Source organism: Novosphingobium album (ex Hu et al. 2023) (genome assembly GCF_022832385.1).
In the GTDB taxonomy this organism is placed as follows: Bacteria; Pseudomonadota; Alphaproteobacteria; order Sphingomonadales; family Sphingomonadaceae; genus Novosphingobium; species Novosphingobium album.
This window is the reverse complement of sequence record NZ_JALHLE010000009.1, coordinates 62,483-75,914: the sequence shown is the minus strand read 5'-3', so window position 1 is coordinate 75,914 and position 13,432 is coordinate 62,483. Positions and strand designations below refer to the sequence as shown.

Below are 13,432 nucleotides of genomic sequence, written 5' to 3'. Positions count from 1 at the left end.
GCGAATGCAAACAGCAAGAAGTGGGCTGTCGTCAGCCTTCTGCCCCAAGTTTGCTTTCAATTTCCCCCGGATTCCGGTAGGCGCGCCAGCCTATGAACAAACCTGTACTCGATATCGCTCCCGGGGCTCACGAGGCCCTGCTGACCGCAGCCGACGTTCGCGCGGCGGCGGAGCGAATTACGGGTGCCGTCGTCAGGACGCCGACGCTGCACAGCACCACGCTGAGTGCGATCACCGGCGCCGATATCTGGCTCAAGTTTGAAAACCTGCAATTTACCGCCGCTTACAAGGAACGTGGTGCTCTCAATGCCCTGCTCCAGCTTGACGAGGAGCGCAGGGCGCGCGGCGTGATCGCGGCATCCGCCGGCAACCATGCACAGGGCCTTAGCTATCACGGTACCCGTCTCGGCGTGCCGGTGACGATCGTCATGCCCAAGACCACGCCGCTGGTGAAGGTCATGCAGACCGAAAGCGTGGGCGGCAAAGTTGTCCTTGAGGGCGAAAGCTTTGACGAGGCCTACGCGCATGCGCGCAAGGTCGAAGAGGAACTGGGGCTGACGTTTGTCCACCCGTTCGACGATCCGCACGTTGCGGCCGGACAGGGCACCGTGGCGCTCGAAATGCTCGAGGACGTGCCCGATCTCGATACGCTGGTGCTCCCGATCGGCGGCGGCGGGCTTGCATCGGGCATGGGTACGGTGGCGCGCGCGATCAATCCGGATATCAAGCTCGTGGGGGTCGAGGCGCAGCTCTATCCGTCGATGTATAATCTGCTGAAGGGCACCAACCTGCCGATCGGCGGCGACACGTTGGCGGAAGGCATCGCCGTGTTTTCGCCGGGCCTGTTCACCTCGAAAGTCCTGCGCGACACGCTCGACGAATTCCTGCTCGTCAGCGAGTCGAAGATCGAGAGCGCTTTGGCGCTGCTGCTCCAGATCGAGAAGACGCTGGTCGAGGGCGCGGGCGCCTGCGGGCTGGCGGCGGTGATGGACAACCGGGACCTCTTCGCCGGCCGCAAGGTCGGCATCGTCCTGTCGGGCGGTAACATCGATACGCGCCTGCTTGCCAACGTGCTGCTGCGCGATCTCGCCCGGGCCGGCCGCCTTGCCCGCCTGCGCATCGGTTTGCAGGACCGTGCCGGCGCTCTGTTCAAGGTCGCCAAGGTCTTCCACGAGCACAATGTGAACATCATCGAGGTGTTCCATCAGCGTATCTTCACGCATTTGCCTGCCAAGGGTCTTGTCACCGAGATCGAGTGCGAGGCGCGCGATCGCGAGCAGCTCGACACGCTGGTCGCGGCGTTGCGCCGTGAGGGCTACGAAGTAAAGCAGGTCGAAACCGAATAACCACCCGCTCCCGCGTTACGGGAAGGAGTGCGGCTTTCACCGCTGCCGGGCTGGCGCCGGGCAGCGGGAGGGTCGCCGTGCCATCTGATGCTGGCCCGTTGCGGTGAAAGGTTGTTCGGCGCGGATGCTCCGATTTGGCACGCTGGTAACGCATTGCATCACCAGACGCGTGTTTTCGTCCTGCCTCGGCCGCATTTCGTGGTTAAAAGACTTTGAAGGTTTGGGCACGCCGTGCATATTTGGAACCAGACAGTGACGGCATCGCAAGAGAAATAGGAAGTTTCAGACTCGTGACGGCTCAGGTTCGCTTTCCCCGGTTCTTCGTGACGAGCCCCGCGCCGTGCCCCTATCTGCCGGGCCGCAACGAGCGCAAGGTGTTCACCGAACTCAAGGGGCCGCACGCGGACTCGCTCAACGATGCACTGGGTCGAATCGGTTTCCGCCGCAGCCAGACCGTCGCTTACCGTCCCTCCTGCCTCGATTGTGCCGCCTGCGTCTCGGTTCGGGTGGTGGCGGAAGAGTTCAGGCCCTCGGGCTCGCAGAAGCGCGCTCTCAAGGCCAATGCCGACATCATCGCCACCGTCTGCCGCCCCTGGTCGACCAATGAGCAGTTCGAACTGCTCCAGCGCTATCTGTCGGTGCGCCATCCCGAAGGCGGGATGACGACGATGGACGAGACCGACTTTGCCGACATGGTCGAGCACACGCCGGTCACCAGCTACATCGTCGAATACCGTGAGCCGTCCGCCGATGGTGTGACGCCCGGCCGGCTGATCGGCGCCTGCCTCACCGACAAGCAGTGTGATGGCCTGTCGATGATCTACAGCTTCTACGATCCGCACCACGAGGGACGGGCCGGCCTCGGCAACTACATCATCCTCGACCACATCCGCCGGGCGCAGGACATGGGTCTGGCCTATGTCTATCTTGGCTACTGGGTCGAAGGCTCGCCGCGCATGCAGTACAAGGTACGCTACCGCCCCATGGAAAAGCTGGGCCGCGCGGGCTGGGAACGCCTTGATGCCAGGGAACAGGAGCGCCTTATTGCCGCCGCCGCGGCCAATCCGCGCAGCCGCGCGGAGGCGGGGCAGACCGGCGGCAAGGACGGTATGCCCGCGATCGCCAAGGTCTGACGGCGAGGTCCGCCCTTCCCACAAGGGAACTTGACCTGACAGACCGCGCACGGGAGTTTCTCCGCCAACGATAGCGATTGCGGAGAGTTCATGCCGACCGATGCCCTGGAGCAGCGCCTCGCCGCGCTGGAAGCGCGCCTGAGGGCCGCCGAGGATCATCTCGAGATCCAGAACCTGCTGATGACTTACGGTCCGCTGGTCGACAGCGCCACGGCGGAGCCGGCCGGCAGGCTGTGGGTCGAGGGCGGCGGCTATAACTTCACGCTGCCCGATGGCGGATCGAAACGGCTCGAAGCGCCGGACGAAGTCGCCGGCATGTACACCTGGCCGGGGCATATCGACCTTGTGAACACCGGGTGCGCGCACCTGACCGCGACGCCGAAGATCACGGTGAGCGGGGACGATGCCGACGCGGTCGGCTATTCCTTCGTGGTGCTGAAGGAAGGGGAGCGCTGGTTCCTCTGGCGCGCGGCCGTGAACCACTGGACTTTGCGCCGTACGTCCGATGGCTGGCGCATTGTCGAGCGGTTCAACCGGGCACTCGATGGCTCGCCCGAGAGCCACGACGTCATGCGCAAGGTGGTAGCGGCATGAAGAGGTTTGAAGGCAAGGTGGCTATCATCACCGGCGCCAGCACGGGCCTTGGCCCGGTCATGGCGCGGATGATGGCGGACGAAGGTGCAAAGCTGGTGCTGGCTGCGCGGCGGCTGGAACTGGTCGAGGAGGCGGTCGCCGCGATTGGCGAGCAGGCCTTGGCGGTACGTGCCGATGTGACCGACGAGGCCGATGTCGCGGCCATGGTCGAGGCAGCGATGAGCCGCTGGGGCCAGGTCGACGTGATGTTGAACAACGCCGCGGTACCGGGCACCGACAAGTACATCTGGGAACAGACCGTCGACAACTTCCTCGATACCTACAAGGTCGATTGCATGGCGGCGATGCTGTGCACGCGAGAGGTGCTCAACCGCTCGATGATGGCGCGGCGGACTGGCAGCATCGTCAATTTCTCGTCCAGCGCCGGGTGGGACGGCATGGTGCGCAAGAGCCACTACAGTGCCGCCAAGGGCGCGTTGCGCATCCTCACCAAGACGATCGCGCGCGAGGTGGGAGAATACGGCATCCGCTGCAATTGCGTGGTGCCGGGCGCGATCGGCACCGACCTTATGCTCAATTACATGAAGCGTGTGGCCGATGAGCAGGGCAGGTCCGTCGAGGAGATCGAGGCAGGCATCGTCGCGCCACTGCCGCTCAAGACCTTCTCCACGCCCGAGGACGTCGCCCGTCTGGCTCTGTTCCTGGCCTCGGACGAAGCGCGCACGATCACCGGGCAGTCGGTGAACGTCGATGCCGGGCTGGTGATGTCGTGACGCTGGAAGATCTGCTTGCCCGCGAGGCGATCCGCGACACGATGGCAAAGTACAATACCGCGGGAGACCGGCTGCGGATCGATGATTTCGTGTCCTGCTTCACCGAGGATGCGGTGATGGAGAGCGAGCATGTGCCGGCCGAGCGCCTGTTCCGCTACGAAGGGCGCGCAGCGATCCGTGCCTGGCAGGAACGGTGGCTCGCGGGTGAAGGTGGCACGCATGGTGCGACCTTCGTGCGGCATCACCTGTCGACGTCCAAGATCGATCTGGCCGGCCCCGACAGTGCCCGTGCGCGCACCTATTGGGTTGCCTGGACCGACATTGGTCCGGATCATGCCGGTTATTATCTCGACACCTTCCGCAAGGTGGACGGCGAATGGCTGATCGCGCATCGCCGCGTGCGGATGGACTGGGAAGCGGAGGCCAGCCTGTTCCGAGCCGCGGTCCCGAACTCTAAGGCTTGACGGCGCTGCGGGCAGAACTTGTTTTTGATATTCGCAAGGCGTTCGGAAAGAATTCTCCGCTTCAGGAGGGCAAGATCGAAGCTTATGGCCTGACGCCGGGGTCGAGACCTGTCGCGGACCGAGCTGGTTCGGTCGCATCGCAAGTGCTCCAAGGTCACGCCCGGTCATCGGGCCGAAGTGGTGGAGGTTGCCACGCGAATGGCCTTGCCGGACAACAGCCTGTCCCGCCTCCTGCCGAGTCACTCCTGAAGGACGGCCGCCGTGGTTTCAGGCCCCCGGCTCCGGCAACAGTGAAACACTGTGGATCACTATTCACGGGGGGCGATATCAGCTGGCCCTTCGCTTTTTTGCGGGAACCGTTTCTGACCCGGTGAAATCCGCCGGATTTCCGCGGGCATGACCCTGCGGGAAGCCGCAGTGGCCTGATGTTGCATTGCACGTGCTGCGCTTGCGAGCGCCCTTGCGGCTCGATGGCATGGGTATATTATCCAAAATCGAGAACGATGTTTCCATATTTTAATCAATGGATTTCATCGCACGTGAGGGAGAGGTTTGATGAATTCCGTGTCATTTCGAGTCCTGCTTTGCGCCACGACGGCGCTCGCATATGCAGCGCCAGCTTACGCACAGGGCGCGCCGCAGGATTCGGCTGAAAGCAGCATCGGTACCAACGACATCATCGTGACCGCACGCCGCAGCGAAGAGCGGCTGCAGGACGTGCCGATTTCGATCACCGTCTTCAATCAGCAGCAGCTGTCCGACAAGAACGTTGTCAATGCCAACGACCTTGCGACCTACACGCCCTCGCTGTCCTCGAACACGAACTTTGGTACCGAGAACACGACCTTCGCCATTCGCGGCTTCGCGCAGGATATCGGCACCCTGCCTTCGGTTGGTACCTATTTCGCGGAAGTTGTGACGCCGCGCGGTGCTTCCGGGCAACTTTTATGACCTGCAGAACGTTCAGGTCCTCAAGGGACCGCAGGGTACACTGTTCGGTCGCAACACTACCGGCGGCGCCGTGCTGCTTGTGCCGCAGAAGCCGACCGAATTGCTGGAAGGCTATCTCGAAGGTTCGGCGGGCAATTACGGAATGCGCCGGGTGCAGGGTGCGATCAACATCCCGCTGGCGGATACCTTCAAGGTCCGCCTTTCCGGTGACCGCATGGTTCGCGACGGATATCTCAAGAACCAGAGCGGCATCGGTCCCAGGGACTTCAACGATGTCGACTACACCGCGCTGCGCCTTAGCGTGGTTGCCGACCTGACGCCTGATCTCGAAAACTACCTGATCGCCTCGTACATCCATTCGGATACCCACGGACCGCTGACCAAGCTTGTTGCGGTCGATCCTACCGAAGGATTGGGCGGTATCTTCTATGGCCAGCTCGCACAGCAGGGCACGGGCTTCTACAACGTCATCAATCCGCTCGATAAATCGTATTCCAAGATTGACCAGTGGCAGGTGATCAACACCACAACCTGGGTCGCGTCGGACAACGTGACGGTGAAGAACATCGTCAGCTATGCCGAATACAAGCAGGACATCCACGCCCCTCAGTTCGGGACGAATGCCACGATTGATTTCAATGCCCTGACGGGCGGACAGCTGCCGATCGGGGCCTACGACGTCCATTTCACGCAGATCACGGCGCCGCCGGGCCTGAAGACGGCGAACCAGTACACCTTCACCGAGGAATTGCAGTTCCAGGGCAAGGCGCTGAATAATCGCCTCGATTGGCAGGTTGGCGGTTATGCCGAAATCAGCCGTCCGCTCGGAGCTGCCGGCAGTCAGTCGTCATTCCTTGCGTCCTGCACGGATGCCGGCGCGAACTTCCAGTGCAACGATCCGATCGGGTTCCTGACCTATCTCGGCGCGGCGGGCGCGGTCGCCGCGGCTGGCGGTGATCCCACGACCGTGCCGTTGATCCACGTTGGTTCTGTCAACCAGACGATCGGCCGGACCTATTTTCAGGACTTCGGTCTTTACGCACAGGCGACTTATGAGCTTACCGACAGGCTCAAGCTCACCGGCGACCTCCGCTATACCTGGGACAAGCAGCGCAACGTCAGCCTGCGGCGCACGTACACGCTGCTGTATCCCCCCGTCCTATGGGCTGTTCCCCAGCCTCCCGGGCGCCGAGAACCCGCGCTGCACTGACCCGACCGCCGATGCGACGGGTTGCGTGACGACGCTGCGCCAGAAGTCGAGCAAGCCGACCTGGCTGATCGACATGGACTACAACTTTACGCCTAACATGATGGCCTATGCCAAGTATGCGCGCGGCTATCGTGCGGCGACGATCGCGCCGAACGTGGCAGCGCCGCTCAACCTGGTCGATCCGGAAAAGGTCGACAGTTTCGAGGTTGGCTTCAAGAGCAGCTTCCACGGCGCAATGCCGGGCACGTTCAACGTGGCGGCGTTCTACAATGACTTCTCGAACCAGCAGTTGCAGGTCGGCTTCAATGCAGTCCAGGGCAGCGGGCAGTCCTCGACGGCAGCTCCTGTCAACGCAGGCAAGTCAGAGATTTACGGTCTTGAGGCAGAAGCCTCGATCAGTCCCTTCGAGGGCATGATGCTGTCGGGCAGCTACACTTACCTTCACACCGAAATCAAATCAGTCCCTGATACGCTGCTGACGTATTCCGATCCCAACTTCACGCTCGCGGCGCCGTTCATTGTTGGCGATCCTGAGGTGCTCTCGCCGAAGCACAAGTTCACGGTTTCGGCCAAGTACACGCTTCCGTTGGATGCCAGCGTCGGCCAGGTCTCGTTCGGTATCGATTACACCTACCGCACGAAGATGCTGGTCAATTACATCGACCGTGAAAACCCGAACCCAGCGATTGCCGCGTTCAGCACGCTGCCATCGCTGGGTCTGCTGAACCTCAACTTCGGCTGGAACTCGATCGCCGGCTCGCCGGTCGACCTGTCCGTGTTCGCAACGAACGTGACCAAGGAAAAGTACTACACCTACGCGGCCGGTCTGGGCTCTCCCGAAGTCGGTTTCGAGACTGCATCGGTAGGCGAACCACGCATGTACGGCATGCGCCTGAAGGTTCACTTCGGCAATTGATCCGGATCGTCCCGTTCGCGGTACGCGGACGGGACCTGTTCGCAAGACGGCCCGGCAGCCTGCGTGGCGCGCCGGGCCTTTCTGTATTTACAGTGCGGCGATCATGCCCAGCGTATCGTTATCCAGCATCGCGCAGGAGAAGCGGGCGGTGTAGGCGGTATTGATCGCCTCGGGCTGGAAATCCGAGGCGTTGACCAGAAAGATGGCGTAACCGAAGGCAAGGAAGGCCGCGTACTGCTGCATAAGCTCGCTGAGCGGGGGCAGGGTGTGGCCTTCGGCCTCCATCGCCGCTTGGTAATGTGCGACAAGCTCGCGTTCGTTCGCGCGCCGGTCCGCCATGTCGAGCGCACCGGTCACATGATAGGCAACTTCGGCCATGACGGGCCCCAGATGGGGCTGGCTGTCGAAGAATCCCGGCTCGCCATCGGTGTCGATATAGAGATTGCCCAGGTGGGTGTCGCCATGGAGCAGCGCGCGCGGCACAGTCTTGCCGAAGCGTGAGAGCTTGCCGAGCGTATCGAGGAACCAGTCGAGGCCGTGGAACCGCACCGATGCCGCCGCGCCGCGCGCGCTCTCAACGAAGCCATGCCAGACCGGTGGTGTGAGGATTGTCTCGCCATAGCGGTAGAACCCGTCGATCATGTCGCCCGCCCAGTCGAAACGGCCTTGCGGCGCGAAGTCCCCGGGGCGCCCCAGCGTCATGGCATGGTGCTTCGCCAGTCTTTCCAGCCGCTGGGCGACTTCTTCCGGCGAGCGGGGCTGCTGCGGGTGAAGGAAGGTCACACCGCGTGCGACAAGGTCCTCCATGATGACGATGCCCTGCTGCCGCTCCGCATCGAATCCCGCAAAGAAACATCGGGGCTGGCGCAGCGGCGACATCGGCGCGACATCGGCATAGGCGTGCACTTCGTTGGCATGCATGTAGTCCATCATCCGGCTGTGCGGTTCGAACCCGCCCTTGAGGATCAGAGTCACAGGAACCGCCGGATTGTCCGTGACCAGTGCCAGCCGGATCTTCGTGCAGGTGCCGTTGTTGACGTCTGCGATCCGCACTGACGAGACGGTGCAGCCCAATGCGGACGAAAGCCACGCCTCGGTGATATCGCCGATTTCAACCGGAAGCGGCCGTGCATTCGCCATGGTCTGTCTCTCCTCCCCACGTTAGCCTTTGCCGGCAAGATGGGGAGAGAACCATGAGCGAATACGATGTGGGAACGCAATCACTGAAGCTGGAACGGCAGGGACCGGTCGTTTGGTGCCGCATTGATCGCCCAAGCGCGCGAAACGCTCTGACCCCGGCGATGTATTTCGGGCTCAAGCGGGCGGTTCGGCTGGTCAATTCGTTCAAGGAACCCTGCGCGCTCATCATTACCGGGACCGGTGACAGCTTTTCCGCTGGTGGCGATCTCGGCGGCCGCTACGAAGCGGGGGAGGAGCCCGTGCCGCAGGGCCTGACTCATGAGAGCCTCCCGTTCCTGGCCATTCGCGAATCGATGCAGCCGGTGATCGCGGCCGTGAACGGCATCTGTCAGGGCGGTGGACTGCTGATCGCGATGATGGCGGACATCGCCGTCGTCTCGGACCGGGCCACGTTTCGCGTGCCAGAGCTGCTTCGGGGGATCATCGATGCCAGTTACGCCGCGATGCTGCCGGCGCATATCGGCATGGCGCGCGCGCGGGACGTGATCCTGTCCGCGCGACGGATCGAGGCGACCGAGGCGCATGGCATGGGACTGTTCTCGCGGCTTGTGGCGCATGATGCACTGGAAGTGGAAGCCTTGCGGGCCGCCTGTGAGATACTGCGCACTGCCCCTGAAGCTCGCGCCCACACCAAGCGAATGCTCAACCAGCAGTACCCGCCGATCGACTACGAAACGATGTTTGCCAGCCTCGCGTACGGCCGGGAACCGCGCGAGGGAATGCGAGCGTTCATGGAAAAGCGCGATCCCGACTGGACGCCGAATGATCTGCCCGTCTGAAGGCGCGATGGTGTTGTCAGCGGTGACGGGCGATGTGCCGGTTGACGTGAGCCAGAATTACCCTAAATGCGCGGTTTCCGGCGTGCCGGGCGGTTAGCTCAGTTGGTAGAGCATCTCGTTTACACCGAGAGGGTCGGGGGTTCGAGCCCCTCACCGCCCACCATATTCCCATCCGGCAATGTCCATGTTCGTCTGGACAACCTTCAGAAAAGTAGGATATTTTGAGCTCTCATGGCTGAGGGTGTCCACTCGCGTTTGTCTGCAGCCATTCCGCATCGGGGGCCTTTTTGGGGCCCTTTGCAATTCGAGGTTGTAGAGAGGCCCCCACACATATGGCGCTCACTGATGTAACCGTCCGAAACGCCAAACCGCGCGAAAGGGAATACAAGCTTGCCGACAGTGGCGGTCTGTACCTTCTGGTTACTCCGTCAGGTGGGAAGCTTTGGCGCCTCAAATTTCGGGTCGATGGCCGTGAAAAGAAACTCGCCTTTGGCGGCTATCCAGAGATTGGTCTGAGTGATGCGCGCAAGCGGCGCGATGAGGCGCGTGAATTACTTGCAGAGGGTAAGGATCCTGCGCGCGAAAAACAGCAGGCTAGGCATTTGGCGAAGGTTTCTGCCGCCAACACTTTCGGTGAGGTTGCTAAGGAGTTTCTCGAGAAACGAAGGCGGGAAGGTCTTTCTGATTCGACTGCGGACAAGAGCGAATACTATGTTTCAAGAATGGGAACGGTTATCGCGAAGATGCCTATCTCTGATATCACCGTCCCCGATCTTCTAGCCGTTCTTCGGCGGATTGAAGCCAAGGGCAATTACGAGACGGCGCGGAGGGTATTGCAGCTTTCGGGCCGCATTTTCCGCTACGCGGTTGCCACGGCTCGTTTAACCTATGATCCTAGTCGAGACCTGCGTGGTGCGCTCACGGCGCCGACACCGAAGCATTACGGTGCAATTATCGACCCAAAGCGGGCCGGTGAGCTATTGCGCGCAATAGATGGATATGAGGGGCAAGTTCTTACGAAGCTTGCCATGCAACTATCGGCAAATGTTTTTGTTCGGCCTGGTGAGCTGCGTCATGCTGAATGGCAAGAGATTGATCTTGGCGTGGGCCTCTGGACCATTCCTGGCGTGAAAATGAAAATGCGAAAGGCACACCAAGTCCCGCTCTCGCGCCAATCAATCGAGATCCTAAGTGAAGTTCACGCCATCACTGGCCCGAGCGGATACGTCTTTCCTTCAATTAGATCGAGCCGCCGGCCTATGTCTGAAAACACGATTAATGGAGGTTTGCGGCGCCTCGGCTTCTCTGGCGATGAAATGACTGCTCATGGATTCCGGGCAATGGCTTCCACACTACTAAACGAAAGTGGAAAATGGCACCCAGATGCTATCGAGCGTGCTCTTGCGCATGGCGATGAAGACAGGGTGCGCGCTGCCTACCATCGTGGTGCTCACTGGAAAGAGCGTGTTGAGATGGCGCAATGGTGGAGCGATTATCTTGATCAGCTCCGCCATGGCGCCGACATTGTGCGACTTTCAGTCAGTTCAGTGCTCTGATGTTAGGCAACGGTGCTTGAATGGCTCGCTCCGGATTAGGTCAGGTAGACTATAACCTTTTGGCACAATTGGCACTTGGCGGCTTCTCGGCGACGCCAGAAGCTGACATTGCCAAGCTTTTGCGATCGCATCAGCCGATCGAGCCGCGAACGCGGGCACTTCTTGCAGATGTATTGGAGGGCAAATCTAAGAAGCTTGCTCTGAAGGCAAGTGAGAAAGCGTACGGAAAAGTTGTCCGTGCATTCAAATTGAGGCGCGACCGTCTCAAAATTGGTCGCGATGTCAGTCAAAGGGTTGATCAAATTGGATACGTAGATGCTATCGAGTATGGCACTGAGCTCTATCTTCTGGGTAGGAAGACCGTAGAACGTGCTGTAACATTAGCTCGCAATGTCGCCAATTGGATTGAGAAAGTTAAGGAAGAGGCAGGAGAATTTTCCTGCATTGACGAATTTACTCTGGAAGTTGTCTATCTTTACGCTGATGCTACGAAGCGCGAGCCACAGGATTGTTTGAGGCAGTCATCGTCATCTTTGGCTGAGCTAATCCGAGAGTTCGACGAATTCGAGGCTCCAGCCCATCATAAAATTCTCAAATAGGTGGATTTTCTCTAGGTCCCTGAGGGGCCCTAAAATCCAATTGCGAGTTAGGTGAAAATCCCTTCGCTTGTCCGATAACTGGACTGCTGTTCCCACAACGTACGGAGCAGTCCAATGAAGAATGACGACGCCTACCGCCACAAAGTGGCTTATTCTATCAAGGAAGCGGTTGCGGCCACAAGTCTGTCTCGCAGCACCATTTATGTTCTCATCGCCCAAAAGAAGCTGGAAAGCGTCCGGGTTAATGGCCGGGCATTGATCCCGGCATCTTCGCTGAACGCGCTGATTGCCGGAAAGGTGTGAGCATGGACCAGAAAAGCGAAACCCCGCCACTGGGCGGGGTTTTGCGGAACAGCTGTAGCACGCGTTTCCGCAACGATCTTACGCATCGCGAACTTCAGAAGCAAACTTTGATTTGCCGCTACCTCGTCCGTCCTGCTGTTGCGAGCATCTTGGCCTCCATTGCCTTCATGGAGGATCGCGATGGCTAAGCTCTATTTCGATCACCTCGTTGACCGCGCAATGACGTGTCGTTTCCTTATTGGGAAGCACCGGGCACTCAATAATGGCTAAGCGCCAAAGGCCGAAAAAACCGAATGTGACCGGACGAAACGACACTAGTCGTTTCGTCCGGTTGGACTACAGGATCCTCAATAGCAACGCGTACCGTGCGTTGAGTCCGAACGATCGGGCCCTTCTTGTCGAATTGGTCATGCTCTACAACGGCCAGAATAACGGTAGCCTCTACCTCAGTGTTCGTGACGGTGCCGCGCGGATGGGGGTGGCCGACGTAAATGCTGCCCGGCGGTCATTCGCCACGCTTCAAGAGCTGGGCTTCATCCAGATGACTGAGGATGCCTTTTTCCAAGTAAAGGCCAAAGAAAGCTCGAGGGCGCGTTGCTGGCGTCTTACATGGTTGGCCGGTCCTGGCCGCAAAGCCCCATCGTGGGAATTTCTTGAGTGTGAACCTGAGCCCAAAACGCAACCTCGCAAACGCATGGAGCGCGGTCAATCAGCATTGAAAGCTCATCGGAAAGCCCGGTCGAGCGGTCAATTGCCGGTATTGGATTCCAGTACGATTGACGAAGATTAGCTACATTTGATGTTCGAAGGTGTATTGAAAATCAATACAACAGTCGGTGACAATGGCGGAAAATAGCCAATTTCGTTCGTGTTGCGATCCACTACGCATATAGCTACCACCATGGGTGGTGTTTATCAGGTCATGTTAGGTTAGGATCGCAATAGGATTAGTTATCCGCTTTGCATCGTCCCACTGCCCAACCTAACCAACTCCGTGTTGTCAACCGGCGCGCAAAACTGACCCCCTATCGGCGCCCAATATTGACCCCACCTTTCGGTAGTCAGGCGGTTATCCCGGTAGTCGATAGGAGGGGCCCACGGACGACGACGCGCACCGTCAGGTGTGCTGGCGGCGGCGTCCGTGGGAGGTCCCTGTTGACCCACCGGGTTAACCGCCGGGGATGGGGGTCCGGGGGAAGGGGTTTTTGGTTCAGTTCCAGTTTTTGAACCCCCAGCTGTCATTGCCCGTCTCGATGATGTCGCGGTGGCGCGTTGATGCGATCGAGAAGCGGACAGATCAAATTCGCGGAAGGTGAGAATGGTGATGATGATGATCACCAATCACTTTTCCTGGAGCTTGCTGATCAGGAGAGGGACATTTTGTCGCTTTATCCCAGCGCTTCGTATGATTAGATGGGTAAATTTTTCACATTTCTCATAATGTTCGTTAAAGTGTAATGCCGCTATTTGAATGATTGCCTGATTGTCCGAGGAACCTGTTAGGATGTCCGGTCGTGTTGGACAGTATCAACCTCATTGATATGTTCAGGCAAGCCTCGGTAGTTGACGCTACGTTGTCGATTTAAGTTGACTATTCGGAAATGGTCC

At 59.8% G+C, this 13,432-nt stretch carries 14 protein-coding genes and 1 tRNA gene; 14 read left to right on the top strand and 1 reads right to left on the bottom strand.

Going from position 1 to position 13,432, the window contains the following annotated elements; all coding sequences use genetic code 11:
- The first annotated feature begins 92 nt into the window (after nt 1-92).
- The 8 genes from MTR64_RS07900 (at nt 93) to MTR64_RS21325 (ending at nt 7,387) form a co-directional block, all read left to right on the top strand.
- Nucleotides 93-1,346, top strand: coding sequence for a threonine ammonia-lyase (locus MTR64_RS07900; protein ID WP_243992562.1), 1,254 nt, complete (start codon nt 93-95; stop codon nt 1,344-1,346).
- 290 nt (nt 1,347-1,636) lie between these two features.
- Nucleotides 1,637-2,479, top strand: a complete 843-nt coding sequence (locus MTR64_RS07895) for an arginyltransferase (RefSeq protein ID WP_243992561.1) — start codon at nt 1,637-1,639, stop codon at nt 2,477-2,479.
- A 90-nt stretch (nt 2,480-2,569) separates the two neighbouring features.
- On the top strand, nt 2,570-3,073 hold the full coding sequence (locus tag MTR64_RS07890) for a nuclear transport factor 2 family protein (RefSeq protein WP_243992560.1): 504 nt from the start codon (nt 2,570-2,572) through the stop codon (nt 3,071-3,073).
- Nucleotides 3,070-3,846: an SDR family NAD(P)-dependent oxidoreductase gene (locus MTR64_RS07885; protein ID WP_243992559.1), complete on the top strand. Its 777-nt coding sequence runs from the start codon at nt 3,070-3,072 to the stop codon at nt 3,844-3,846. The genes MTR64_RS07890 and MTR64_RS07885 overlap by 4 nt, the downstream gene beginning before the upstream one ends.
- On the top strand, nt 3,843-4,310 hold the full coding sequence (locus tag MTR64_RS07880) for a nuclear transport factor 2 family protein (protein ID WP_243992558.1): 468 nt from the start codon (nt 3,843-3,845) through the stop codon (nt 4,308-4,310). Before MTR64_RS07885 ends, MTR64_RS07880 begins: the two co-directional genes overlap by 4 nt.
- 555 nt (nt 4,311-4,865) lie before the next feature.
- Nucleotides 4,866-5,261 carry a TonB-dependent receptor plug domain-containing protein gene (locus MTR64_RS07875; RefSeq protein ID WP_243992557.1) on the top strand — a complete coding sequence of 132 codons (396 nt, stop codon included), beginning with the start codon at nt 4,866-4,868 and terminating at the stop codon, nt 5,259-5,261.
- A complete protein-coding gene (locus MTR64_RS21330; RefSeq protein WP_327194257.1) occupies nt 5,239-6,471 on the top strand; it encodes a hypothetical protein in 1,233 nt (410 codons plus the stop codon). Before MTR64_RS07875 ends, MTR64_RS21330 begins: the two co-directional genes overlap by 23 nt.
- A 25-nt stretch (nt 6,472-6,496) precedes the next feature.
- The gene (locus MTR64_RS21325) at nt 6,497-7,387 is read left to right on the top strand and encodes a TonB-dependent receptor domain-containing protein (protein WP_327194256.1); all 891 of its coding nucleotides are present in this window, start codon (nt 6,497-6,499) and stop codon (nt 7,385-7,387) included.
- Between the two features lie 87 nt (nt 7,388-7,474).
- Here the strand turns inward: MTR64_RS21325 and MTR64_RS07865 are convergent, their stop codons facing one another.
- Complete coding sequence (locus tag MTR64_RS07865) at nt 7,475-8,527, bottom strand: ecdysteroid 22-kinase family protein (RefSeq protein ID WP_243992556.1); 1,053 nt, start codon at nt 8,525-8,527, stop codon at nt 7,475-7,477.
- Between the two features lie 53 nt (nt 8,528-8,580).
- On the opposite strand from MTR64_RS07865, the gene MTR64_RS07860 reads away from it, so the two are divergent.
- From MTR64_RS07860 to MTR64_RS07835, 6 genes are all read left to right on the top strand, one after another.
- Complete coding sequence (locus MTR64_RS07860) at nt 8,581-9,366, top strand: enoyl-CoA hydratase/isomerase family protein (protein WP_243992555.1); 786 nt, start codon at nt 8,581-8,583, stop codon at nt 9,364-9,366.
- 87 nt (nt 9,367-9,453) lie between these two features.
- Nucleotides 9,454-9,529 (top strand) — tRNA-Val (locus tag MTR64_RS07855).
- Between the two features lie 169 nt (nt 9,530-9,698).
- On the top strand, nt 9,699-10,922 hold the full coding sequence (locus MTR64_RS07850; protein WP_243992553.1) for a tyrosine-type recombinase/integrase: 1,224 nt from the start codon (nt 9,699-9,701) through the stop codon (nt 10,920-10,922).
- Between the two features lie 20 nt (nt 10,923-10,942).
- Nucleotides 10,943-11,521 (top strand): hypothetical protein, encoded by a 579-nt coding sequence (locus tag MTR64_RS07845; protein ID WP_243992551.1) that lies wholly within the window; start codon nt 10,943-10,945, stop codon nt 11,519-11,521.
- 114 nt (nt 11,522-11,635) lie between these two features.
- Entirely contained in the window at nt 11,636-11,824 is a 189-nt protein-coding gene (locus tag MTR64_RS07840) for a helix-turn-helix domain-containing protein (protein ID WP_243992549.1), read from the top strand.
- A gap of 262 nt (nt 11,825-12,086) precedes the next feature.
- Nucleotides 12,087-12,614, top strand: a complete 528-nt coding sequence (locus MTR64_RS07835) for a hypothetical protein (protein WP_243992547.1) — start codon at nt 12,087-12,089, stop codon at nt 12,612-12,614.
- Nucleotides 12,615-13,432: the final 818 nt, after the last annotated feature.

Bases quoted from the DNA above. Each gene is read 5' to 3' on its own strand.
- MTR64_RS07900 (WP_243992562.1), top strand. From the start codon at position 93: ATGAACAAACCTGTACTCGATATCGCTCCCGGGGCTCACGAGGCCCTG.
- MTR64_RS07890 (WP_243992560.1), top strand. From the start codon at position 2,570: ATGCCGACCGATGCCCTGGAGCAGCGCCTCGCCGCGCTGGAAGCGCGC.
- MTR64_RS07885 (WP_243992559.1), top strand. From the start codon at position 3,070: ATGAAGAGGTTTGAAGGCAAGGTGGCTATCATCACCGGCGCCAGCACG.
- MTR64_RS07875 (WP_243992557.1), top strand. From the start codon at position 4,866: ATGAATTCCGTGTCATTTCGAGTCCTGCTTTGCGCCACGACGGCGCTC.
- MTR64_RS07865 (WP_243992556.1), bottom strand. From the start codon at position 8,527: ATGGCGAATGCACGGCCGCTTCCGGTTGAAATCGGCGATATCACCGAG.
- MTR64_RS07860 (WP_243992555.1), top strand. From the start codon at position 8,581: ATGAGCGAATACGATGTGGGAACGCAATCACTGAAGCTGGAACGGCAG.
- MTR64_RS07850 (WP_243992553.1), top strand. From the start codon at position 9,699: ATGGCGCTCACTGATGTAACCGTCCGAAACGCCAAACCGCGCGAAAGG.
- MTR64_RS07845 (WP_243992551.1), top strand. From the start codon at position 10,943: ATGGCTCGCTCCGGATTAGGTCAGGTAGACTATAACCTTTTGGCACAA.
- MTR64_RS07840 (WP_243992549.1), top strand. From the start codon at position 11,636: ATGAAGAATGACGACGCCTACCGCCACAAAGTGGCTTATTCTATCAAG.
- MTR64_RS07835 (WP_243992547.1), top strand. From the start codon at position 12,087: ATGGCTAAGCGCCAAAGGCCGAAAAAACCGAATGTGACCGGACGAAAC.